At 74.7% G+C, this 20,976-nt stretch carries 17 protein-coding genes and 1 tRNA gene; 12 read left to right on the forward strand and 6 right to left on the reverse strand.

Annotated features, from left to right (window positions below; genetic code table 11):
* Positions 1-64: 64 nt before the first annotated feature.
* Both CHC11_RS20140 and CHC11_RS20145 read right to left on the reverse strand, forming a co-directional pair.
* A complete protein-coding gene (locus tag CHC11_RS20140) occupies positions 65-1,258 on the reverse strand; it encodes an RtcB family protein (RefSeq protein WP_089313292.1) in 1,194 nt (397 codons plus the stop codon).
* 48 nt (positions 1,259-1,306) lie between these two features.
* The gene (locus CHC11_RS20145; protein ID WP_245919477.1) at positions 1,307-3,085 is read right to left on the reverse strand and encodes a selenocysteine-specific translation elongation factor; all 1,779 of its coding nucleotides are present in this window, start codon (positions 3,083-3,085) and stop codon (positions 1,307-1,309) included.
* A gap of 260 nt (positions 3,086-3,345) precedes the next feature.
* Between CHC11_RS20145 and CHC11_RS20150 the strand changes: the two genes are divergently transcribed.
* Both CHC11_RS20150 and CHC11_RS20155 read left to right on the forward strand, forming a co-directional pair.
* Entirely contained in the window at positions 3,346-4,833 is a 1,488-nt protein-coding gene (locus tag CHC11_RS20150; protein WP_089313294.1) for an MFS transporter, read from the forward strand.
* Positions 4,728-6,821 (forward strand): propionyl-CoA synthetase, encoded by a 2,094-nt coding sequence (locus CHC11_RS20155; protein ID WP_425427331.1) that lies wholly within the window; start codon positions 4,728-4,730, stop codon positions 6,819-6,821. The genes CHC11_RS20150 and CHC11_RS20155 overlap by 106 nt, the downstream gene beginning before the upstream one ends.
* A 30-nt stretch (positions 6,822-6,851) precedes the next feature.
* Here the strand turns inward: CHC11_RS20155 and CHC11_RS20160 are convergent, their stop codons facing one another.
* A complete protein-coding gene (locus tag CHC11_RS20160) occupies positions 6,852-7,127 on the reverse strand; it encodes a hypothetical protein (RefSeq protein WP_089313296.1) in 276 nt (91 codons plus the stop codon).
* An 88-nt stretch (positions 7,128-7,215) separates the two neighbouring features.
* A complete protein-coding gene (gene selD / locus CHC11_RS20165; RefSeq protein WP_089313297.1) occupies positions 7,216-8,205 on the reverse strand; it encodes a selenide, water dikinase SelD in 990 nt (329 codons plus the stop codon).
* 191 nt (positions 8,206-8,396) lie between these two features.
* On the opposite strand from selD, the gene CHC11_RS20170 reads away from it, so the two are divergent.
* The 9 genes from CHC11_RS20170 to CHC11_RS20210 all read left to right on the forward strand — a co-directional run bounded on the left by CHC11_RS20170 (position 8,397) and on the right by CHC11_RS20210 (position 17,308).
* Positions 8,397-10,238, forward strand: coding sequence for an AMP-dependent synthetase/ligase (locus CHC11_RS20170; protein ID WP_089313298.1), 1,842 nt, complete (start codon positions 8,397-8,399; stop codon positions 10,236-10,238).
* 10 nt (positions 10,239-10,248) lie between these two features.
* Positions 10,249-10,344, forward strand: a tRNA-Sec gene (locus CHC11_RS20175).
* 48 nt (positions 10,345-10,392) lie between these two features.
* A complete protein-coding gene (locus CHC11_RS20180; protein WP_089313299.1) occupies positions 10,393-10,584 on the forward strand; it encodes a DUF3099 domain-containing protein in 192 nt (63 codons plus the stop codon).
* Positions 10,581-11,207, forward strand: a complete 627-nt coding sequence (locus CHC11_RS20185; protein ID WP_089313300.1) for a trimeric intracellular cation channel family protein — start codon at positions 10,581-10,583, stop codon at positions 11,205-11,207. Before CHC11_RS20180 ends, CHC11_RS20185 begins: the two co-directional genes overlap by 4 nt.
* 55 nt (positions 11,208-11,262) lie before the next feature.
* Positions 11,263-12,075 (forward strand): formate dehydrogenase accessory sulfurtransferase FdhD, encoded by an 813-nt coding sequence (fdhD, locus tag CHC11_RS20190; protein WP_089313301.1) that lies wholly within the window; start codon positions 11,263-11,265, stop codon positions 12,073-12,075.
* Between the two features lie 161 nt (positions 12,076-12,236).
* Entirely contained in the window at positions 12,237-13,169 is a 933-nt protein-coding gene (locus tag CHC11_RS20195) for a metal-dependent hydrolase (RefSeq protein WP_089313302.1), read from the forward strand.
* Positions 13,170-13,265: 96 nt separating this feature from the next.
* Positions 13,266-13,877, forward strand: coding sequence for a M24 family metallopeptidase (locus CHC11_RS20200; protein WP_245919479.1), 612 nt, complete (start codon positions 13,266-13,268; stop codon positions 13,875-13,877).
* The gene (locus CHC11_RS20205) at positions 13,874-15,643 is read left to right on the forward strand and encodes an SDR family oxidoreductase (RefSeq protein WP_089313465.1); all 1,770 of its coding nucleotides are present in this window, start codon (positions 13,874-13,876) and stop codon (positions 15,641-15,643) included. Before CHC11_RS20200 ends, CHC11_RS20205 begins: the two co-directional genes overlap by 4 nt.
* A 51-nt stretch (positions 15,644-15,694) precedes the next feature.
* Positions 15,695-17,308, forward strand: a complete 1,614-nt coding sequence (locus CHC11_RS20210; RefSeq protein WP_089313303.1) for a phytoene desaturase family protein — start codon at positions 15,695-15,697, stop codon at positions 17,306-17,308.
* Positions 17,309-17,340: 32 nt separating this feature from the next.
* Here the strand turns inward: CHC11_RS20210 and CHC11_RS20215 are convergent, their stop codons facing one another.
* A complete protein-coding gene (locus CHC11_RS20215; protein ID WP_245919481.1) occupies positions 17,341-18,789 on the reverse strand; it encodes an MFS transporter in 1,449 nt (482 codons plus the stop codon).
* 197 nt (positions 18,790-18,986) lie between these two features.
* Here CHC11_RS20215 and CHC11_RS20220 point away from each other — a divergent pair, with 197 nt between their 5' ends.
* Positions 18,987-19,421 (forward strand): CBS domain-containing protein, encoded by a 435-nt coding sequence (locus tag CHC11_RS20220; protein ID WP_089313305.1) that lies wholly within the window; start codon positions 18,987-18,989, stop codon positions 19,419-19,421.
* A 28-nt stretch (positions 19,422-19,449) separates the two neighbouring features.
* Here the strand turns inward: CHC11_RS20220 and yczR are convergent, their stop codons facing one another.
* Positions 19,450-20,919, reverse strand: a complete 1,470-nt coding sequence (gene yczR, locus CHC11_RS20225) for a MocR-like transcription factor YczR (RefSeq protein ID WP_089313306.1) — start codon at positions 20,917-20,919, stop codon at positions 19,450-19,452.
* Positions 20,920-20,976 lie beyond the last annotated feature (57 nt).

Raw genomic sequence — 20,976 nt, forward strand, 5'->3', positions numbered from 1 at the left:
GCCGGCCGCGTCCCGGCGCCCCGCGCGGAGCGGGTCGCCGGGGCTCGGCCGGCCCTCGTCGAGGTCAGCCCTTCACGCAGATGAGCTGGCGGAGGTGCGCGACCACCTCGACGAGGTCGGACTGGGCCTCGATCACCGCGTCCAGGTCCTTGTAGGCGCCGGGGATCTCGTCCACGACGCCGCTGTCCTTGCGGCACTCGACGCCCCTGGTCTGCTCGACCAGGTCCTCGACGGTGAAGTGCTTGCGGGCCTTGGTGCGGCTCATCCTGCGGCCCGCGCCGTGGGAGGCGGAGTTGTAGGCGGTCTCGTTGCCGAGGCCGCGGACGATGTAGGTGCCGGTCGCCATGGATCCCGGGATGATCCCGAGGTCGCCGCGGCCGGCGCGGATCGCGCCCTTGCGGGTGACGAGCAGCTCCACGCCGCCGTACTCCTCCTCCGCCACGTAGTTGTGGTGGCAGGAGATGACCTCGCCCCACCGGCAGCGCTTCTCGCCGAACTGCCTGGTGACGACGTTCTGCGCGAGCGCGGTCATGACGGCGCGGTTGCGGCGCGCGTACTCCTGCGCCCAGAACAGGTCGTGGCGGTAGGCGTCCATCTTCACGGTGCCCTTGAGGAAGACGGCGAGGTCGCCGTCCGGCAGGTCCTGGTTGTGGGGCAGCTTGCGGGCGGCCTCGATGTGCTGCTCGGCCAGCTCGTTGCCGATGTTGCGCGACCCCGAGTGCAGGACGAGCCAGATCGCGCCGTCGTCGTCCGCGCACAGCTCCAGGAAGTGGTTGCCGCCGCCGAGCGTGCCCATCTGGGAGCGGGCGCGGCCGAGGCGGGACCGGACGGCCGGATGCAGGTCGTCGAAGCCCTTCCAGAAGTCGTACCAGCCGCGTTCCCGGAGGCCCGGCAGCGCGGACGGGTCGACGGCGCTCCTGTGCGAGCCGCGCCCGACGGGGATCGCCTTCTCCAGGCGGCCGCGCAGCCCGGCCAGGTCGTCCGGCATGTCCTCGGCGGTGAGGGACGACCTGACGGCGGTCATCCCGCAGCCGATGTCGACGCCGACGGCGGCCGGGGACACCGCGTTCCTCATCGCGATCACCGAGCCGACGGTGGCGCCCTTGCCGTAGTGGACGTCGGGCATCACCGCGAGGCCCTCCACCCACGGCAGGGCGGAGACGTTGCGCAGCTGGTCGAGGGCGAGGTCCTCGACGGTCTCGGGGTCGGTCCACATCCGGATCGGGACGCGGCCGCCCTTCAGGGTCTGGTACGGCATTCGCACTCCTCGATCGACGGAACCGGACCGCGATCTATGACGCCAGAGTCACCCGTCCCGGTTCAACCGGTTTTCGCCCTGGCGGCGCTCGGTGAGGCCGAGCCGGTCGAGGTGGCGCAGCAGGGCGACGGCGACGTCGCGGCCGGTCCCGAGTGCCTCGCCGGCCTGGGCGGGCGTGAACGGCTGCGGCAGGCCCGACAGGACGCGCAGTGCCTCCTGGTCGGCGCCCGGGAGCAGCACGACGCCGTCGTCGATCCGCAGGACCGCGCCCGCGCGTTCCGCGCCGGCGAGGGTGTCGCCCGTGAGGCCCAGCTCCTGGAGGCGCTCGGCACTGGGCGGCTCGAACGGGGCGCCTTCGAGGTCGGCGCGGAGCCGCTCCACGGCCGCGGCCCAGGGCGGCGGCGGTGCCGGGGCGACCGCCGTCGGTGCGGGCTCGGCGGCCGGCGCCGGAGCGGGGCCCGGGGGAGGGCCGTAGACGCGTCCCGCGTCCAGGCGCAGCGGCGGCCGGACGAGCGCGGCGGCGAGCTGCCGGGAGGGGAGGCCGAGGCGCAGCCGGACGGCCTCCAGCGGGATCCCGGGGGCGCCGGGGCTCTCGGCGGCGTGCCGGGACGTCTGCTCGGCGAGCCGCTCGAACAGCGACCGCCAGTGCGCCGGGTCGGCGACCCATTCGCCGTCCAGGGCGACGGCGTCGGCCGGCGGCGCGCAGCCCATGAGCGAGAGCTCCGAACGGCGGAGCACGCCGTGCCGGCCGAGCACGACGGCGCCGTCCGGGCGGTCCGGCCAGGTCGCCAGCTCCCGGGCGCGGGCGGCGCCCGCACCGCGCCGCACGAGGGTCGGCGGCCGGACGTCCAGGACGCTGACCCCGGCGATCGAGCGGCGCTCGGGGTCGCGCAGCAGCCCGGTGTCGCCGAGGTGCAGGGCGAGCCGGGTGTTCAGGGTCAGGCGCGCGGTGTCGGGGCCGAGGGGCCGCAGCCCGACCGGGACGGCGGCCGACCCGATGTGCAGCGTCATCCGCCGCGCGAGCCTGCCGGACGCCTCCCCGAAGCGGGTCCGGACGTCGACGCAGGTGGTGGGCGTCCAGGCGCCGGGGGTGACCAGGGCCATGCCGGCCTCGACGCGCCCGGCGTCGCGCAGCGTCAGCACGACGCGGGAGACGCCGCCGACCGACTCGCGCGGCTCGTCGGCGCAGCCGAGCGTCCGGACGCGGACCCGCTCGCCCGCGGGCATGAGGAGCAGCTCGTCCCCCACGGCCACCGTCCCGGCGGCGAGGGTGCCGGCGATGACGGTCTGGCGCCCGGCGGTGAACGCCCGGTCGGCCCAGAGCCGCACGGGGGCGGCCGGGTCGGGCACCGGCAGCCGGCCGGCGAGGCGGTCGAGCGCGGCGGCGAGCTCGACCACCCCCGCGCCGGTGGCGGCGCTCACCGCGACGGCCTCCGCGCCGCGCAGCGCGGTCCCGGCCAGCCGCTCGCGGATCTGGCGCAGCGCGGGCTTGGGGTCGGCGGCGTCGGCCTTGGTGACCGCGAGGACCCCGAACCGGACGCCGAGCGCGCCGAGGGCCTCCAGGTGCTCGCGCGTCCGCGGCATCCACCCCTCGTCGGCTGCGACGGCGAGCAGGACCGCGGCCGCGGGCGCCGCCCCCGCGAGCCAGTCCGGAACGGACCGCTCGTCCCCCGGCGCGTCGACGAACGCGACGCGCCGTCCCGAGGGCAGCTCCGTCCAGGCGCCCGTCTCACCGGGCTGCCTTCCCGTGAGGGCGCGCACGAGCGCCGACTTGCCGTGCCCACCGTGACCGGCGGTGGCGACGACGTGCATCAGCGTCCTTTCCATGCCTGAACGCCGATGGCCACGCGGGAGCGGGCCGTGCGGGGGGTGGCGGTGCGGGACGTGGTGCGGGGGTTGCGCAGACGAAGGTCCACGAAAGGCAACCCTAGGGACGCCCGGGCCCCGCGCAAAACGCCGACGCGCTGGCGCGTCGCGTCGTACCGGCGGACATCGAGGGGCGACTCCCTCGCTCTACACTTATTTAGGTTAAGTAACTACATGCCGCGCGCCGGGGATCCGGCGACCGGCCGATGCGGGAGGTTCGCATGCCCGGCGCCCCGGCGGCACGAAGGACAGGCGCCCCGGCGGCAGGCGGGGCCGGCGCCCCGGTGCCGCCCGGAGCCGGCGCCCCGGCCGCCCGGCCCACCGGCCCCACCCTGCTCGCGCTCGCCGCCGCCGGGATGGTCGTGTCGGTGCAGCAGACGCTCGTGCTGCCGCTGCTGCCGCAGCTCATGGCCCGGTTCGACGCCCCCATCACGGACGTGACGTGGGTGTTCACCGCGTCCCTGCTGGCCGGCGCCGTCGCCACCCCGCTGCTGACGCGGTTCGGCGACATGTACGGCAAGAAGCGGATGATCCTGCTCGCCCTCGTGCTGCTGCTGGCCGGCTCGGTGGTGTGCGCGGTGTCCGGCACGCTGCCGGTGCTGATCGCCGGCCGCGCCCTGCAGGGCGTCTCGGCCGCGATGATCCCGCTCGCGATCGGCATGATCCGCGACACGTTCCCGGCCGAGCGCGTGACCACGGCGATCGGCATCGTCAGCGCCACCATGGGCGTCGGCGGCAGCGCCGGCATGATCGTGACCGGGCTGATCGCCACCCGCACCGGCAGCCACCACCCGGTGTTCTGGATCGCCGCCGCGCTCGCGGCGGCCGGGCTGGTGCTGGTCGCCGCGACGGCGCGCGACGTCGGCGTCCGCGCCGGCGGGCGGCCGGACCTGCCGGGCGCGGCCCTGCTCGCCTGCTGGCTCGTCTGCCTGCTCCTCGGCATCAGCCAGGGCAACGCGTGGGGCTGGACGTCGGGCGGGGTCCTCGCCCTGTTCGGCGCCGCGGCCGCGCTGTGCGCGGTCTGGGTGGTGATCGAGCTGCGGGTCCGCGCGCCGCTGGTGCGGCTGAACCTGCTGGTCGGCCCCCGGTCGCTGTCGGCCAACGTCGTCTCGGCGCTGCTCGGCTTCTCGATGTTCGCCGCGTTCACGCTCATCGCCGGCTTCGTCCAGGCGCGGCCGGAGGAGGTCGGGTACGGGCTCGGCGGCTCGGTCCTGGACGTCGGGCTCTACATGCTGCCGAGCACCGTGACGATGCTGGTGTTCTCGGCGATGGCCGGACGGATCGCCGCCCGGCTGGGCCCGGCCTGCACGCTCGCGATCGGGTCGGCCTTCGCCGGGCTGTGCTACGCGTGGCTCGCGGTGTCGAACTCGCACGTGTACGACATGCTCGCGTTCAGCGCCATCCAGGGCATCGGGTTCGGGATCGCCTACGCCGCGCTCGGCACCCTCGCCGTCCGCCACGTCCCGATGGACCAGAGCGGGATCGCCAGCGGCATCAACTCGCTCGTCCGCACCACGGGCGGCAGCGTCGCGGGTGCCGTCACCGCGTCGATCCTGGCCGGACGGGCGGGCGCCGGCGTCCCCTCCCTCGGCGCCTACGAGCTGTGCTTCTGGGTGGTCTCCGCCGGGGCGGCGCTGGCCGCCCTCATCGCCGTCGCGCACGCCCTGCGCCACCCCGGGCAGACCCCGCCCGGCGGCGCGGGCCCTTGACGAACCGGCCCCGCGCCGTGCCCTATAGGGGTGCGGCCCGAACCGCGGCGACGCCGGTCCGGGCCTCCGCGCAGATCCGGGCCAGGACCCGTCACCGGGAGGACGACATGGGCGCCTACGCGGCCGCGTACGAACGCAGCATCGCCGATCCGACCCGCTTCTGGGGACTGGCGGCACGGGACGTGCGGTGGCTCGTGCCGCCGGACCGGGTGCTGGACGACGGGGCGCCGCCCTTCTACCGGTGGTTCACCGGCGGCGAGCTCAACACCTGCGACAACGCGTTGGACCGGCACGTCGAGGAGGGCCGCGGCGAGCAGGCCGCGCTGATCTACGACAGCCCCGTCACCGGGACCGTGCGGACCTACACCTTCCGGGAGCTGACCGAGCTCGTCGCGCGGTTCGCCGGGGCGCTGCGCGCGCAGGGCGTCGACCGCGGCGACCGCGTGGTCATCTACCTGCCGATGGTGCCCGAGGCCGTCATCGCGATGCTGGCGTGCGCCCGGCTCGGCGCCGTGCACTCGGTGGTCTTCGGCGGGTTCGCGGCGCGGGAGCTGGCCGTGCGCATCGACCACGCCCGCCCGAAGGCGGTCGTGTCGGCGTCCTGCGGCATCGAGGCGGGCCGGGTGGTCCCCTACAAGCCGCTGCTGGACCGGGCGCTGGAGCTGGCCCGGCACAAGGTCGAGCGGTGCGTGATCCGGCAGCGCGAGCAGCTGCACGCCGACCTCGTCCGGCCGCGGGACGTGGAGTGGGACGAGGCGGTCGCGGCCGCCGAGCCCGCCGGGTGCGTTCCCGTCGCCGCCACCGACCCGCTCTACATCCTCTACACCTCCGGCACGACCGGGCTGCCGAAGGGCGTCGTGCGCGACAACGGCGGGCACGCGGTGGCGCTGCGCTGGTCGATGGAGAACGTGTTCGGCGTGGGGCAGGGCGATGTGTTCTGGGCGGCCTCCGACGTCGGCTGGGTCGTCGGGCACTCCTACATCGTGTACGCGCCGCTGCTCACCGGCTGCACGACCGTGCTGTACGAGGGCAAGCCGGTCGGGACGCCGGACGCGGGGGCGTTCTGGCGCGTCGCCGCGCGGCACCGGGTGAAGGCGCTGTTCACCGCGCCGACCGCGATCCGGGCGATCAAGAAGGAGGACCCCGAGGGCGCGCTGCTCGCCGGGCACGACCTGTCCGCCCTGGACACCCTGTTCCTCGCCGGCGAGCGGCTCGACCCCGACACCTACCGGTGGGCCTCGCGCGTCCTGGACCGCCCGGTGGTCGACCACTGGTGGCAGACCGAGACCGGCTGGCCGATCGTGGCGAACCTGCGCGGGCTGGAGCCGATGCCGGTCAAGCCGGGGTCGCCGTCGGTGCCGGTGCCCGGGTACGACGTGCGGGTCCTCGGCCCGGACGGCTCGCCGGTCCCGCCGGGCACCGACGGCGACATCGCGATCCGGCTGCCGCTGCCGCCGGGCACGCTTCCCACGCTGTGGCAGGACGACGAGCGCTTCGTCGAGTCGTACCTGACGAAGTTCCCCGGCCACTACCTGACCGGCGACGGCGGGCACGTCGACGAGGACGGCTACGTCTGGGTGATGGGCCGCACCGACGACGTGATCAACGTGGCCGGGCACCGGCTGTCCACGGGGACGATGGAGGAGGTCGTCTCGTCCCACCCGGCCGTGGCCGAATGCGCCGTCATCGGCGTCCAGGACGCGCTCAAGGGACAGGTGCCGCGCGGGCTGGTCGTGCTCAAGAGCGGGGTCCTGGCCGAGCCGGGCGAGGTGTGCGCCGAGCTGGTCGCGATGGTGCGCGAGCAGATCGGGCCCGTCGCCGCGCTCAAGGAGATCTCCGTCGTGCCCGCGCTGCCGAAGACGCGGTCGGGCAAGATCCTGCGGGGCGTGATGCGGGGCATCGCCGACGGGCAGGAGGTGCCCGTCCCGTCCACCATCGAGGACCCGGACGTGCTGGACGCACTGCGCCCCGTCCTGCGCCGGGCCTGACGGCCGTCCCGGCGCGGGAGCGGCCCGGCGTCACGGGCGGCGGCCGGTCCGCCGGGGCCAGAACGCCGCCACCAGGCCGACCGCGGCCACCGGGAGGAGGATCTGGAAGAGCGCCTCCCACAGGTTCCAACCGCCCTCGCCGAGGCCGCACAGGTGGACCAGGCCCGTGCCGGCGAACGCCGCGACGACGCCGGCCGCCATCAGCAGCGGCACCGGCATGTCCCCGCGGCCCGGCACGATGCGGCTGCCCAGGGCCCCGATGACCGCGCCCAGGACGACGGCGGCCGCGAGTCCGCCGATGCTCATGCCTCGCCTCCCCCGCCCCGATGAGGCCGTGCGGGGAACCTACCCGCATCGCCGATCGGCGACACGGGCGGGCGGCGGGCGGGCGGCGTCAGCGGATGACGAGGCTGCGCCGCCCCCGGCCGACGAGCTCCCCGACCACCGGCGCGCCCGGGATCTCCCCGGCGACCAGCAGCCCGCCGGAGGTCTGCGCGTCGGCGAGCAGCAGCCGCTCCTCCTCGGCGATCCGGCGGAAGTCGGTGTGCGGCGACACCCACGCGAGGTTGCGGCGGGTGCCGCCGGGGACGAACCCGTCCCGCACCGCGGCGCGCGCGCCGTCGAGGTAGGGGACGGCGGCGGCGTCCACGACGGCGGTGACGCCGCTCGCCCGCGCCAGCTTGTACAGGTGGCCGAGCAGCCCGGAGCCGGAGACGCCGGTGGCGCACGCGGCGCCGCGTTCGAGGGCGGCCAGGCCCGCCGCCGCGTTCAGCTCCGTCATGGCCGCGACCGCGTGCGGGAACACCTCCCCGGTCGCCCTGTGCCGGGCGTTGAGCGCGCCGACGCCGAGCGGCTTGGTCAGCGTGAGCGGGACGCCGGGACGGCCCGCGTCCAGCCGCAGCAGCCGGTCCGGGTCCGCGGTGCCGGTGACCGCGAGGCCGTACTTCGGCTCGGGATCCTCGATGCTGTGCCCGCCGGCGATCGCGACTCCGGCCAGCGCCGCCATGTCCCGCCCGCCGCGCAGCACCTCGCGGGCCAGCTCGGCGGGCAGCGCGTCGGCGGGCCAGCCGAGCAGGTTCAGGGCCATCAGCGGCACGCCCCCGACGGCGTAGACGTCGGAGAGCGCGTTGGCGGCGGCGATGCGGCCCCAGTCGTAGGCGTCGTCGACGACGGGGGTGCAGAAGTCGGCGGTGGAGACCACGGCCCGGCCGCCATCGAGGCGCAGCACGGCGGCGTCGTCGCCGTCGGGACCGCCGACGAGCAGCGCGTCGTCCCCGCCGGTGAGGCCGGCCACGACCCGCTCCAGCTCCCCTGGCGGAATCTTGCTGGAGCCACCGCCGCGCGCGTACTGCGTCAGGCGGGCCACGGGGGCGAGTCGGGTCACCGCTGAATTTAACGCACAACTACCTCAAATGATCAACAAACGGACGGTACGCACCCGGTCACCGATCGCCGACCGGCTCCGCGACCAGCGCGGAAAACCCGCGGACCCCCTTGTCCGAACCCGGTTCGGCGTGATGCGATCTCCCCTCTGCAAGTCATCACTTACTACGGTCACCGACCACGAGGGGCGACATGGGGATCCAGGAACAGCGGGCCGACCTCGACCGGGCCGTCGCGGGGCAGACGATCTGCACGGCCCTTGCCGCGACCGCCGCACGGCACGGCGGCAGGCCCGCCTACTCCGACCGGATCAGCGGCGAGTGGAGCACACTCACCTGGGCGGACACCCGGACCCGCGCGCTGGAGACGGCGGCCGGGTTCGCCGCCCTCGGCCTGGAGGCCGGCGACGTCGTCGCGCTGATGATGCCGAACCGCTCCGAGCACGTGCTGGCCGACCTCGGCGCCGTGCACGCCGGCGGCGTCCCCACCACCGTGTACGCGACGCTCGCGCCCGACCAGGTCGCGTTCGTCGCCGGGCACTGCTCGGCCAGGTACGCCGTGCTGGACGGCGCGGACCAGCTCGGCCGCTGGCTGCCCGTGCTGGACCGCCTCCCGGACCTCCGCAAGATCGTCGTGGTGGACGCCGGCGCCTGCCCGCCCGGCGACCGCTTCATCACCTGGGACGCCTTCACCGAGCTCGGCCGCCGCGAGCTGGCCGCCGACCCGCTCGCGGTCGAGCGGCGCTGGCAGGCGGTCGGGCCCGGGGACACCGTCACCCTCCTGTACACCTCGGGCACCACCGGCGATCCCAAGGGCGTTCTGATCACGCACTCGATGGCGCTGCACGAGGCGGTGATGGTCGAGCGCAGCTCCGTCCTGCCCGAGCATCCGGCCGGCATCTCCTACCTGCCGTTCGCGCACATCGCCGACCGCGTGCTCAGCTACTACCTGCCGGTCCGGCTGGCCTCCCACGTCCACTTCTGCCCCGACCCGGCCCAGCTGACGGCGGTCCTCGGCGAGGTGCGGCCGCACTCCTTCTTCGGCGTCCCGCGCGTCTGGGAGAAGATCATGGCCGGCATCCAGGCGGTGCTGTCCGCCGAGCAGGACGAGGCGAAGAAGCGGGCGGTCGCCGCCGCCCTGGAGGCCGGCCGCGCTTACGTGACGGCGCAGGAGCACGGCAACACCCTCACAACGCCGATCGCGGAGGCCTTCGAGCGGGCCGACCAGGCGGTCCTCACGCCCATGCGCGCCCTGCTCGGCCTGGACCGCGTCCGGCAGGCCTCCAGCGCCGCGGCGCCGCTGCCCGTCGAGGTGGCCCGGTTCTTCGCCGGGCTCGGCCTGAAGATCTTCGACGCCTACGGGATGACGGAGACGACCGGCGCCGTCACCGCCAACCTCGCCGACTCCTTCAAGCTCGGCACCGTCGGGCGCCCGTTCCCCGGCGTCGAACTGAGGCTCGCGGGCGACGGCGAGATCCTCGTCCGCGGCGCCACCTGCACCCCCGGCTACCTGAACCGCCCCGACGCCACCGCCGACCTCATCGACTCGGACGGCTGGGTGCGCACCGGCGACGTCGGCCGCCTGGACGAGGACGGCTTCCTCACCGTCGTCGAGCGCAAGAAGGAGCTGATCATCACCGCCGGCGGCGAGAACATCGCCCCGTCCCTGGTGGAGAACCGCCTCAAGGAGCACCCGCTCATCGGCCAGGCCCTCGCCTTCGGCGACCGCCGCCCCTACGTCGTCGCGCTCATCACCCTCGACGGCGAGGTCGCGCCCGTCTGGGCGGCCGCCCACGGCGTCGACACCACCGACCTCGCCGCCCTCGCCGACCACCCCCTCGTCCGGGAGGAGGTCGCCCGGGCCGTCGAGGACGCCAACGCCCGGCTCGCCCGCGTCCAGCAGGTCAAGCGGTGGCGCCTGCTCACCGCCGAGTGGACCGCCGAGAGCGAGGAGCTCACCCCGACCCTCAAGCTGAAGCGCCGCGTCGTGCACACCAAGTACGCCGCCGACATCGACGCCCTCTACACCGGCTAAGATCACCGCCGGAGGCGTGTGAGTGCCTGGTGGCCTCCCCGGCCTTCAAAGCCGACGGTCCCGAGGATCTCGGGACGGCGGGTTCGATTCCCGTACGCCTCCGCCACCCCCGCCCCGCGCGGGGCGGAAGGCGGGCGCGACGTAACGTGAGGGCATGAGGCGTCGCAGGCTGGCCTACGGGATCATGATGGGCACGTGCCTCACCCTGTTCGTGCTGGCCTGGGCGGTGGTCCGGCTGTACTCGCACACCGCGGCGATCGCGATGACGGTGGTGGCGCTGGTGATCCCGCCGTTCGCGGCGGTGGTGGCGAACTGGAACATCGACCGGAGGGACCACCGCGAGTGAGCGGCCACGGGGTCGCGTGGCTGCTGGACCTCGCCGGGATCTTCGTGTTCGCCGTGTCGGGGGCGCTCGCGGCCGTCCGGCAGCGGCTGGACGTCGTCGGGATGGTGGTGCTGGCCGAGATCACCGCGCTCGGCGGCGGCATCCTGCGCGATCTGATCATCGGAGCCGTCCCTCCGGCGGCGTTCACCGACCTCGGGTACGTGCTGGTGCCGATGGCGGCGTCGGCGCTGGTGTTCTTCTGGCATCCGCAGGTGACGCGGCTGCTGCCGGCGGTGCTGCTGTTCGACGCGGCCGGGCTCGGGCTGTTCTGCGCGACCGGCACGGTCAAGGCGCTCGAATACGGGCTCTCCCCGGTGCACGCGGTGCTGCTCGGCCTCGTGACGGCGGTGGGCGGCGGCATCCTGCGCGACGTGCTGGCCGGGCGGATCCCGGCGGTGCTGTACGACCGGCAGCTGTACGCGGTGCCCGCGCTGCTCGGCGCGGCCGTGACCGCCGGCGCCGAGAGCGCGGGCCTGCACGGCGGGGCCGTCACCGCGGGCGCCGCCGTGATGGCGTTCGGGTTGCGCGTCCTCGCGATGCGCCAGGGGTGGCGGGCACCCCGCCCCCGCGGGGTGACCGACTAGCCCGCGCGGTCCAGGGCTTCGTTTGGGGCGGGTTCCCGGGGTACCGTCAACGGTCATGGGGCGGATCACCGTGCGCAGGCCCGTGCTGAGGCTGAGCGCGTCCGGGTCGCGGGTGCGCCGGCCCGACACGCTCGCGGCGGAGGAGCCGCTGGAGATCCGCGTCGCCGGCAAGCCGCTCACGATCACGATGCGCACGCCCGGGCACGACTTCGACCTGGTCGCCGGGTTCCTGGCGGCCGAGGGCGTGGTCGGGCGGGCCGGCGACATCGCGACGATGCGGTACTGCGCCGACACCGAGGAGCAGAACACCCTGGACGTGGTGCTCTCCCCCGGCGTGCCGCCGCCGGACGACTCCATGACGCGGGCGTTCACCACCACCAGCGCCTGCGGGGTGTGCGGGAAGTCGAGCATCGAGGCGCTGCGCGCCGACCGGCCCTACGAGGTCGCGGGCGACCCGGTGCGGCTCACCCCGGACGTGCTGGCGGCCATGCCGGAGCGGCTGCGCGAGGCGCAGCGGGTGTTCGACCGGACGGGCGGTCTGCACGCCGCCGGCCTGTTCGACGCCGGCGGCGGGCTCCTCGCCCTGCGCGAGGACGTCGGCCGCCACAACGCCGTCGACAAGGTGATCGGGTGGGCCCTGCGGCAGGGACGGCTGCCGCTGACCGGGACGGTCCTCATGGTGAGCGGGCGCGCGTCGTTCGAGCTGACGCAGAAGGCGATGACCGCGGGCGTCCCGGTGCTGGCGGCGGTGTCGGCGCCGTCCTCCCTGGCGGTGGACCTCGCCGAGGACGCGGGGATGACGCTCGTCGGCTTCCTGCGCGGCGAGACCATGAACGTCTACGCGGGGGCCGAGCGTATCGCCCTCTGAGCGGCGCCACTTGTCATCACGAGTCGAAAACCGAGCGGTAACTTGTTGGGTTCCCCTCAAGAAACCGCGGTGCCGGCAGGAGTTGACTGCACTGCCAATGGCATACGCGCGGCGCGGGGGCACGTCGCGGCCGACCCGGACGCGTGGAAGGCGAGGACCGCATGACGAGGCCCCAGGCGAGCGGCGGAACGGCGCCCATCGACGAGCGCCATCCGCCGATCAAGCCGCGGCGCGTCTCCTTCGACTGGTCGGAGACCCCGCTGCACTGGGTCCCGGGCGACCCGGTCGCCACCCACATCATCAACTCGTTCCACATCGTCCTGCCCGAGGGCGAGAAGTGGTTCGTCCAGTGCGTCAAGGACGCCCGCCCGCACATCCGGGACGAGCGGCTGCTGGAGGAGATCAAGGGCTTCATCGGGCAGGAGATGGTGCACGCCCGCTCCCACCAGGGCGTCCTGGACCAGATCCTGCAACGCGCCGGCATCGACGTCTCCAGGATCACCGACGCGGCGGGCCGGGGCAACGCCGAGCGCCCCGCCCAGATGGCGGCGCTGAAGGAGCGCAACCCGCGGGCGTGGCGGCGCCGGCTGCGCTTCGAACTGGCCGCGGTCGCCTCGATCGAGCACTACACCGCCGTCCTCGGCCAGTGGATCATGGACAACGACCGGCTCGACAAGGCCGGCGTGGACCCGACGATGCTGGACCTGCTGCGCTGGCACGGCGCCGAGGAGGTCGAGCACCGCTCGGTCGTGTTCGACGTCTACAAGGCCATGGGGGGCCGGTACCCGACCCGCGTCGCCGCCTGGGTCGTGTCGCTGTTCTTCCTGTACTGGGCGCTGATCGGCGGCTCGCTCTACCTGCTCAAACAGGACCCGACGATCACGCGGCGGGTGACCCCGCTGCGCGTCTACCGCTCCTACCGGCGGTCCGTCCGGCTCGGCCACGTGCCCGGCATCTTCCGGCTCCTGATCGGCGAGGCGCCCGTCTACCTCAGGCCGAACCACCACCCCTCCAAGGTGTGCTCCACGCCCCGCGCGCTGGACTACCTCACGCAGTCGCCCGCCGCCAGGTCAGCGGGCTACGACCCCTACTAGCCCCGGCCGCCCACCCTCGCGCGGCCGGATCCTCGCGCTCCGCACGGTGCCGGATCCTCGCGCTCCGCACGGTGCCGGATCCTCGCGCTCCGCACGGTGCCGAACTCGCGCGCCGCGGTGGCGGGCGTCACTCCGCGCGCCCTTGACCCGGACGCGGATCGGCGATTTATTAACGACGTGTCCAATAAAGTGGCGTTCGCCCGCGTGCACGACGCGGCGGAGCTCGAGCGATTCCGTGCCGCCCAGCGCCTGTGCTACCGGGGCTACCGGGCGCTGATCCTCGGCCTCGTCCGCGGGCGGCGCACGTTCGCCGACGTCTACGCCGAGGCCGACGCGCTCATCGAGCGGCAGGGCTACGACAGCCGGCACCGCGAGTATCCGGACCGCGTCATCGGCCACCAGGTCGGCGTCATCGGCGGGATCCTCCCGAAGCGCGTGGGATTCCCATTCGGTGTACGGTTCCTCCAGACCATCGGCCGCGAACTGGTCAAGGAGCGCCCGCAGGGGCGCTCCCCTCTCTGGAACGGGGCCGCGCAGTCCCAGCACTCCCCGACGCCCGGGCTGCGGGCGGTCGAGCCCCACATCGGGTTCCGCGGCGTCGGTGTGAAGTTCGAGGAGACCCTCGCGGTCACCGAGGACGACGCGTACTGGCTCGACGACGACCTTCCCCACGTGCACCGGTGGGCCCGACGGGAGACGACCGCATGACACACCCCGCCCCGCCCGTCACCCGGCGGCGCGTCCGCGGCGACGGCGTCGACCTCGCCGTCTACGAGCAGGGCGACCGGTCGCGCCCGACCGTCCTGCTGGTCCACGGCTACCCCGACACCCACGCCGTCTGGGACGAGGTGGCCGCCCGGCTCGCCGAGCGGTTCCACGTCGTCCGCTACGACGTGCGCGGCGCGGGCGCCTCGTCCCGTCCGTTCGGGCGCAGGCGCTACACGTTCGAGTACCTGATGGCCGACCTGGAGGCCGTCCTGGACGCGACCGCACCCGAGCGCAAGGTGCACCTGGTGGGGCACGACTGGGGCTCCATCCAGTCGTGGGAGGCGGTCTGCACGACGCCGGAACGCTTCGCCTCGTTCACCTCGATCTCCGGTCCGTGCCTGGACCACGTCGCGCACTGGACGCGGCGGAACCTGGCGCGCCCCACCCCGGCCAACCTGCGGCGGGCGGCCGGGCAGGCCGTCCGCTCCTGGTACATCTACTTCTTCCAGACGCCGGTGCTGCCGGAGCTGCTCTGGCGGGCCGGGATGGCGAAGCCGTTCGCCAAGGCCCTGGAACTGGGCGAGGGCGTCCCGCCCCGGCCGGGCCACCCGGCCAGGACGATGGCGCGCGACGCCGCGGCCGGGGTCGGGCTGTACCGGGCGAACATGCTCCAGCGGCTGCGCCGCCCGCGCGACCGGCGCACGGACGTCCCGACGCAGGTCATCGTCCCGACCAAGGACCTGTTCGTCTCGCCGCACCTGGTCGGCGGGCTGGCCGGGCGCGTCCCGAACCTGTCGCTGCGCACGCTCAAGGCCGGGCACTGGGTGCCGCGCAGCCATCCGGACGCCGTCGCGCGCTGGGTCACCGAGCACATCGCCGGCGTCCAGGGCGGCCCGCTCGCCGCCGCCGAGTCGCGCGCGCTCAAGCGGGCCAGGGTGACCCCGGGCCGCAGGTCCTTCGAGGGGTCCCTCGTCGTCGTCACGGGCGCGGGGAGCGGGATCGGCCGCGCCACCGTGCTGGCCTTCGCCGAACGCGGCGCCGAGGTGGTCGCCGCCGACCTCGACGCGGCCGCCGCCGAGCGCACCGCCGAACTGGCCGGCCTCCTCGGCCCGGCGGGGCACGCCTTCCAGGTGGACGTGTCCGACCGCGGCGCGATGGAGGACTTCGCCAAGGCGGTCATGCACGAGCACGGGGTACCGGACGTCGTGGTCAACAACGCCGGGATCGGCATGGCCGGCCCGTTCCTGGAGCATGGCGCCGACGACTGGCGCAGGGTCCTGGACGTCAACCTGTGGGGCGTCCTCCACGGCTCACGGCTCTTCGCCAAGCAGATGGTGGAGCGGGGGCAGGGCGGCCACATCGTCAACACCTCCTCGGCCGCCGCGTACACGCCGTCCCGCGCGCTGCCCGCCTACGCGACCAGCAAGGCGGCCGTGCTGATGCTGTCGGAGTGCCTGCGCGCGGAACTGAAGGGCCGGGGCATCGGGGTCAGCGCCGTGTGCCCGGGGATCGTCAACACCAACATCACCCGCACGTCCCGCTTCGTCGGCCAGGGCGAGGAGGACGAGGCTCGCAGCCGGCAGCGCGCCGCGCGCGCCTACGCGCGGCGCAACTACGGGCCGGACCGCGTGGCGGAGCAGATCGTCGCGGCCGTCCGCGACGACCGCGCGGTCGTCCCGGTGACGCCGGAGGCACGCCTGGGCTACCTCGGGTCGCGCGTGGCGCCGGGCGTGATGCGGCTGCTCGCCCGGCTCGACGTGGGCTGACCGCGGCCCTCTCGCGGGCGCCCGTAAGGTGAACCGGAGGAGGGATGCCGCATGGCCGACGCCGTGGTCGTCGGCGCGGGGCACAACGGCCTCGTCGCCGCCAACATGCTGGCCGACGCCGGGTGGGACGTGGAGGTGCTCGAGGCCCAGCCCGAACCGGGCGGCGCGGTGCGCAGCGACCGGGGCGTCCACCCCGACTACGTGAGCGACCTGTGCAGCGCGTTCTATCCGCTCGGCGTCGCGTCGCCCGCGATGCGGGCGCTGGAGCTGGAACGGCACGGGCTTCGCTGGCGGCACGCGCCCGCCGTCCTCGCCCATCCGCTGCCGGACGGGCGCTGCGCCGTCCTCGAGCGCGACCGGGACGCGACCGCCGCGGGCCTCGACGCGCTCGGCGCGGGCGACGGCGAGGCGTGGCTGCGGCTCTGCCGCCTGTGGGGCGAGATGGGAGAGGACGTCCTGCGCGCCCTGCTCACCCCGTTCCCGCCGGTGCGGGCCGCGCTCCCGCTGCTGAGGTCGGCGCGCCGGGCGGGCGGGCTCCGCGTCCTGCGCACCCTGCTGGCCCCCGTCCGCACGCTCGGGGAGCAGGAGTTCACCGGACCCGGCGGCCCGCTGCTCCTCGCCGGGTCGGCGCTGCACACCGACATGTTCCCCGAGTCGACGGCGGGGTCGCTGTTCGGCTGGCTGCTCGCCATGGCCGGGCAGCGGTACGGGTGGCCCGTCCCCGAGGGCGGCGCGGGCGAGCTGACGGCGGCGCTCGTGCGGCGGCTGGAGTCGCGCGGCGGGCGCGTCCGCTGCGACACCCCGGTCGCCTCCGTCGTCGTGCGGGACGGGCGCGCGCTCGGCGTGCGCACCGCGTCCGGCGAACCGGTGCGCGCGGCCAAGGCCGTCCTCGCCGACGTGTCGGCCCCCGCCCTCTACGGGGGCCTGGTCGGCTGGGCGGACCTGCCGTCCTCGCTGCGCGCCGACATGCGCCGCTTCGTCTGGGACCACGCCACCTTCAAGGTCGACTGGGCGCTGTCCGGGCCGATCCCCTGGGCGGCGGACGGCGCCGGGCGCGCCGGGACCGTCCACCTGTCCCCCGGCCTGGACGCGATGACCGGCTACAGCGCGCAGCTCGCCACCGGGCGCGTCCCGTCCGAACCGTTCGCGCTCCTCGGCCAGATGACGACCGCCGACCCCGCGCGCTCCCCCGCCGGGACCGAGTCGGTCTGGGCGTACACCCACGTCCCGCACCGGGTGAAGGCCGACGCGGGCCCGGACGGCGTCACCGGCGCCTGGGACGGGCGCGAGCGCGACGCCATGGCGGACCGCGTCGAGAACCTCGTGGAGCGTTTCGCCCCCGGCTTCCGCTCCCGCGTCCTCGACCGCCGCGTCACCCCGCCTCCCGCGTTCCAGGACCACGACGCCAACCTGCGCGGCGGCGCGCTCAACGGCGGCACGGCGATGCCGCACCAGCAACTGGTGTTCCGTCCGGTCCCCGGCCTCGGACGCGCCGAGACGCCGGTCGCGGGCCTGTACCTGGCGTCGGCCTCCGCGCACCCGGGCGGCGGCGTGCACGGCGCGTGCGGCGCCAACGCGGCCCGGGCCGCCCTCGCCCACGCCGGCCCCGCCGGCCGCCTGCTCGCCCCGGCGCTCGGCGCGGTGTCGCGCCTCCTCGCCCCCTGACCGGGGCGCGAAGGCGCGACGGGGCGGGGCCGTCAGGGCGCCGTGGCCTCCTCCGCCGACAGCGGCTTGGCCACGTCCTCCAGGGACCGCTGCGCGGCCTCGACGCCGACGGCCAGCTCCACCAGCCCGGCGGCGATCATCAGCCCGGCGCCCAGGTAGTAGCCGTTCACGACGTTCGCCACCTTCTCGGTCTCCACCAGGCGGCCGAACAGCGCGGGCCCGACCACGCCGCCGAGGCCCGTCCCGACCGCGTAGAACGCGGCGATCGCCATCGCCCGGGTCTCCATCGGGAAGATCTCGCTGACCGTGAGGTAGGCCGACGACGCCCCGGCGGAGGCGAAGAAGAACACCGCGCACCAGCAGGCCGTCAGCGTCCAGGCGCCGAGCAGGTCCGCGCGGAACAGCAGCCCGGTCCCGATCAGCAGCACACCGGAGACCACGTACGACGCCGTGATCATCGTCTTGCGGCCGACCGTGTCGAACAGCCTGCCGAGGAAGAACGCGCCCAGGAAGTTCCCGATGCCGATCGGGATCAGGTAGTAGCCGACCTTCGCGTCGGGGACGTCGAAGAACGTGCTGAGCACGAGCGCGTAGGTGAAGTAGACGGCGTTGTAGAGGAACGCCTGCCCGATGAACAGCGAGAGGCCGAGGACCGTCCGGCGCGGGTAGCGGCGCACGGCCGTCGAGGCGATCTCCCCGAACGATACGACGCGGCGCTGCCGGACCCGGATGCTCTCGCGGGGCTCCTCCAGGGGCCGGCCGATCTCCTCGGTGATCTCCCGTTCGATGCCGGCCACCACGCGCTCGGCCTCGTCCTCGCGCCCGTGGATGAACAGCCAGCGCGGGCTCTCGGGCACCATCCGGCGGACGAACAGCACGCCGAGGCCGAGGAGGGCGCCGAGCGCGAACAGGGCCCGCCAGCCGAGGTCCTCGGGGATGAGGGCGCCGTTCAGCACCGGGATCGACAGCGCCGCCGCGATGGACGTGCCGATCCAGAACGAGCCGTTCACCACCACGTCCACCCTGCCCCGCACCCGCGCCGGGATCAGCTCGTCGATCGCCGAGTTGATGGCGGCGTACTCGCCGCCGATGCCGGCCCCGGTGAGGAACCGGCAGGCGTAGAACCACAGCGGGTTGAACGAGAACGCGGTCGCGACCGTCGCCGCCAGATACAGCACGAGCGTGGCGATGAAGAGCTTCTTGCGCCCGAACCGGTCGGTCAGATGCCCGAAGAACAGGGCGCCCAGGCAGGCGCCGATGACGTAGATGGACGCGGCCAGCCCGACCTGCCCGTCGGTGAGTCCGAGTCCCCCGGAGGCGTCGGTGAGCCGCGGGCCGATGACGCCGACGACGGTCACCTCCAGGCCGTCCAGGATCCAGACCGCGCCGAGGCCGATCAGGACCGTCCAGTGCCAGCGTGACCACGGCAACCGGTCGAGCCTTGCCGGGATCTTTGTTTCGATGGTTCGCTCCGCCGTCATCGCCATGGATCCCTTGGTTCCCGATCTACGGCTTTTATGCCGCCTTTATGCGGCCGCCTGACCGGGAGGGTTCACGGCCGGGGGGTTTCCCTGGAGGCCGGAACATGCGATTTTGGCAGGAAGAAGGCCCGGCCAGCGGCCCCCGCCCCGGCGGCCGCCGTCCCCCGGGTCCGAAAAACGGCACCGGAGCGTGAGGCATGCGAATTCGCGACATCCTGCGGAGGAAGGGAGACGCGGTGGCCACGGTACGGCCCGAGGCCACCGTGCGGCAGTTCCTCGCCGTCCTGGCGGAGCACAACATCGGGGCGACGGTGGTCTCGCCCGACGGCGCCTCGATCGCCGGCATCGTGTCCGAGCGGGACGTGGTGCGGCGGCTGCACGAGCACGGCGCGGCGCTGCTCGACCGTCCCGTCTCGGAGATCATGACCGCCGAGGTCCGCACCTGCGGCCCGGGCGACCAGGTGGAGGACCTGCGCCACGCCATGACCGAGCACCGGTTCCGGCACGTGCCCGTCGTGGAGGACGGCCGGCTGGTCGGGATCGTCAGCATCGGCGACGTCGTCAAGAGCGCCATCGACGAGCTGGAGAGCGAGCGCGGGCACCTGGTCGACTACATCCAGCGCGCTCCCTGACGCCCGCCGGACGCGGCGCCCGCCCCCGTCAGACGTAGGCGGGCAGCGGCCGGGCCGCCGGCGCCGCCTCGGCCTCGCGCTGGGCGAGGGCCAACCGCTGCACCGCCAGGCGCAGCGTGTCCGGCGGCAGCACGTACGGCAGCCGCACGTAGTCCTCAAGCACGCCGTCCGCCCCGAACACCGGGCCGGCGACGACGCGGACGCCGCGCCGCTCGGACGCCTCGGCGAGCCGGGAGGCGATCGGCGCGCCGAGCCTCGCCCACAGCGACATGCCCCCGTCCGGGAGCCGGAACTCCCAGCCCGGCAGCAGCTCGTGCAGCGCCGCGGCGAGCGCGTCGCGGCCGCGCAGCAGGTTCGCGGCGCGTTCGGCGCGGACCTCCTGCACGCGCAGCAGCAGCTCCCGGACGATCAGCTGGTCCAGGACCGGGCTCGCCATGTCGAACGGCTCGCGGGCCAGCACCAGGCGGCGGGCGAGCGGGGCGGTGGCGCGGATCCACCCGATCCGCAGCCCGCCCCACAGCAGCTTGGAGGCCGACCCGATCGTGACGACCCGCCCGCCGGCGTCGAAGGAGGCCAGCGGCGGCTCGCGCGGCGCCTCGGGGTCGTGGGCGAGCTCGGCGAAGGTCTCGTCGGCGACGAGGAACGCGTCCGCGCGCCGCCCGGCGTCGACGATCCCGGCCCGGTCCCGCGCCGGCATCAGATACCCGGTCGGGTTCTGGAAGTCGGGGATCAGGTACGCCATCCGGACCGCGGCCTGCCGCATGGCGCCGGCGGCGAGCTCGACGTCCCAGCCCTCGTTGACGCCGACGGGGACGAGCCGGGCTCCGCGGCGGCGCAGCGCCCCGAGCGCGTGCGGGTAGGTGGGGCGCTCGACCATCACCGCATCGCCCGGCTCCACCAGCAGCTGGGTGAGCAGCGTGAACGCGTGCTGCGCGCCGGTGGTGACGACGATCTGGTCGGCGCGGGTCGCGACGCCGCGCGCGGTGTAGCCGTCCGCGATGACCTGCCGCAGGCCCGCCAGCCCCGCGGGCTCGTAGCCGGGACCCGAGCTGTGGCGGGGCAGCTCGTCGACGGCCGCGGCGACGGCCTCCTCGAAGATCGCGGGAGCGCCGGGGGCGGCGCAGCCGAGGTCGATGAACGACGGGTCGTCCGGCGCGGGATGGGCCCTGCCGTACCGGTGGCCGGCGGGAGCGGCGTCGCGCGGCTCGGCCGAGGACATGCGGACCGGGGGCAGCGCGGTCCAGCTTCCCGCGCCCTGCCTGCTCTGGACGTAGCCCTCGTCGCGGAGCCTGTCGTAGGCGGTCGTCACGGTGGTGCGGCTGACGCCGAGGGCGGCGGCCAGGTCGCGTTCGGCGGGCAGCCGGGTGCGCAGCGCGATTCTGCCGTCCAGGACTAGGGCGCGCAGCGACCGGGCCACCGCCGCGTAGACGGGACGCTCCCCCGACACGTCCCCGAGCAGCCGGGCCAGGTGCGGACCGCTCATGTAGCGCGTGCTCATACGAGCCACTTTCGCACATTGGCTCTACAACTACCAGTCCATTGAGCGCCAGAGTGG

It is taken from the genome of Actinomadura mexicana (assembly GCF_900188105.1).
GTDB lineage: Bacteria > Actinomycetota > Actinomycetes > Streptosporangiales > Streptosporangiaceae > Spirillospora > Spirillospora mexicana.

Coding starts and splice junctions, on each gene's coding strand:
- CHC11_RS20140 (WP_089313292.1), bottom strand. CDS start 1,258: ATGCCGTACCAGACCCTGAAGGGCGGCCGCGTCCCGATCCGGATGTGG.
- CHC11_RS20145 (WP_245919477.1), bottom strand. CDS start 3,085: ATGGAAAGGACGCTGATGCACGTCGTCGCCACCGCCGGTCACGGTGGG.
- CHC11_RS20150 (WP_089313294.1), top strand. CDS start 3,346: ATGCCCGGCGCCCCGGCGGCACGAAGGACAGGCGCCCCGGCGGCAGGC.
- CHC11_RS20160 (WP_089313296.1), bottom strand. CDS start 7,127: ATGAGCATCGGCGGACTCGCGGCCGCCGTCGTCCTGGGCGCGGTCATC.
- CHC11_RS20170 (WP_089313298.1), top strand. CDS start 8,397: ATGGGGATCCAGGAACAGCGGGCCGACCTCGACCGGGCCGTCGCGGGG.
- CHC11_RS20180 (WP_089313299.1), top strand. CDS start 10,393: ATGAGGCGTCGCAGGCTGGCCTACGGGATCATGATGGGCACGTGCCTC.
- fdhD (WP_089313301.1), top strand. CDS start 11,263: ATGGGGCGGATCACCGTGCGCAGGCCCGTGCTGAGGCTGAGCGCGTCC.
- CHC11_RS20195 (WP_089313302.1), top strand. CDS start 12,237: ATGACGAGGCCCCAGGCGAGCGGCGGAACGGCGCCCATCGACGAGCGC.
- CHC11_RS20205 (WP_089313465.1), top strand. CDS start 13,874: ATGACACACCCCGCCCCGCCCGTCACCCGGCGGCGCGTCCGCGGCGAC.
- CHC11_RS20210 (WP_089313303.1), top strand. CDS start 15,695: ATGGCCGACGCCGTGGTCGTCGGCGCGGGGCACAACGGCCTCGTCGCC.
- CHC11_RS20215 (WP_245919481.1), bottom strand. CDS start 18,789: ATGACGGCGGAGCGAACCATCGAAACAAAGATCCCGGCAAGGCTCGAC.
- CHC11_RS20220 (WP_089313305.1), top strand. CDS start 18,987: ATGCGAATTCGCGACATCCTGCGGAGGAAGGGAGACGCGGTGGCCACG.
- yczR (WP_089313306.1), bottom strand. CDS start 20,919: ATGAGCACGCGCTACATGAGCGGTCCGCACCTGGCCCGGCTGCTCGGG.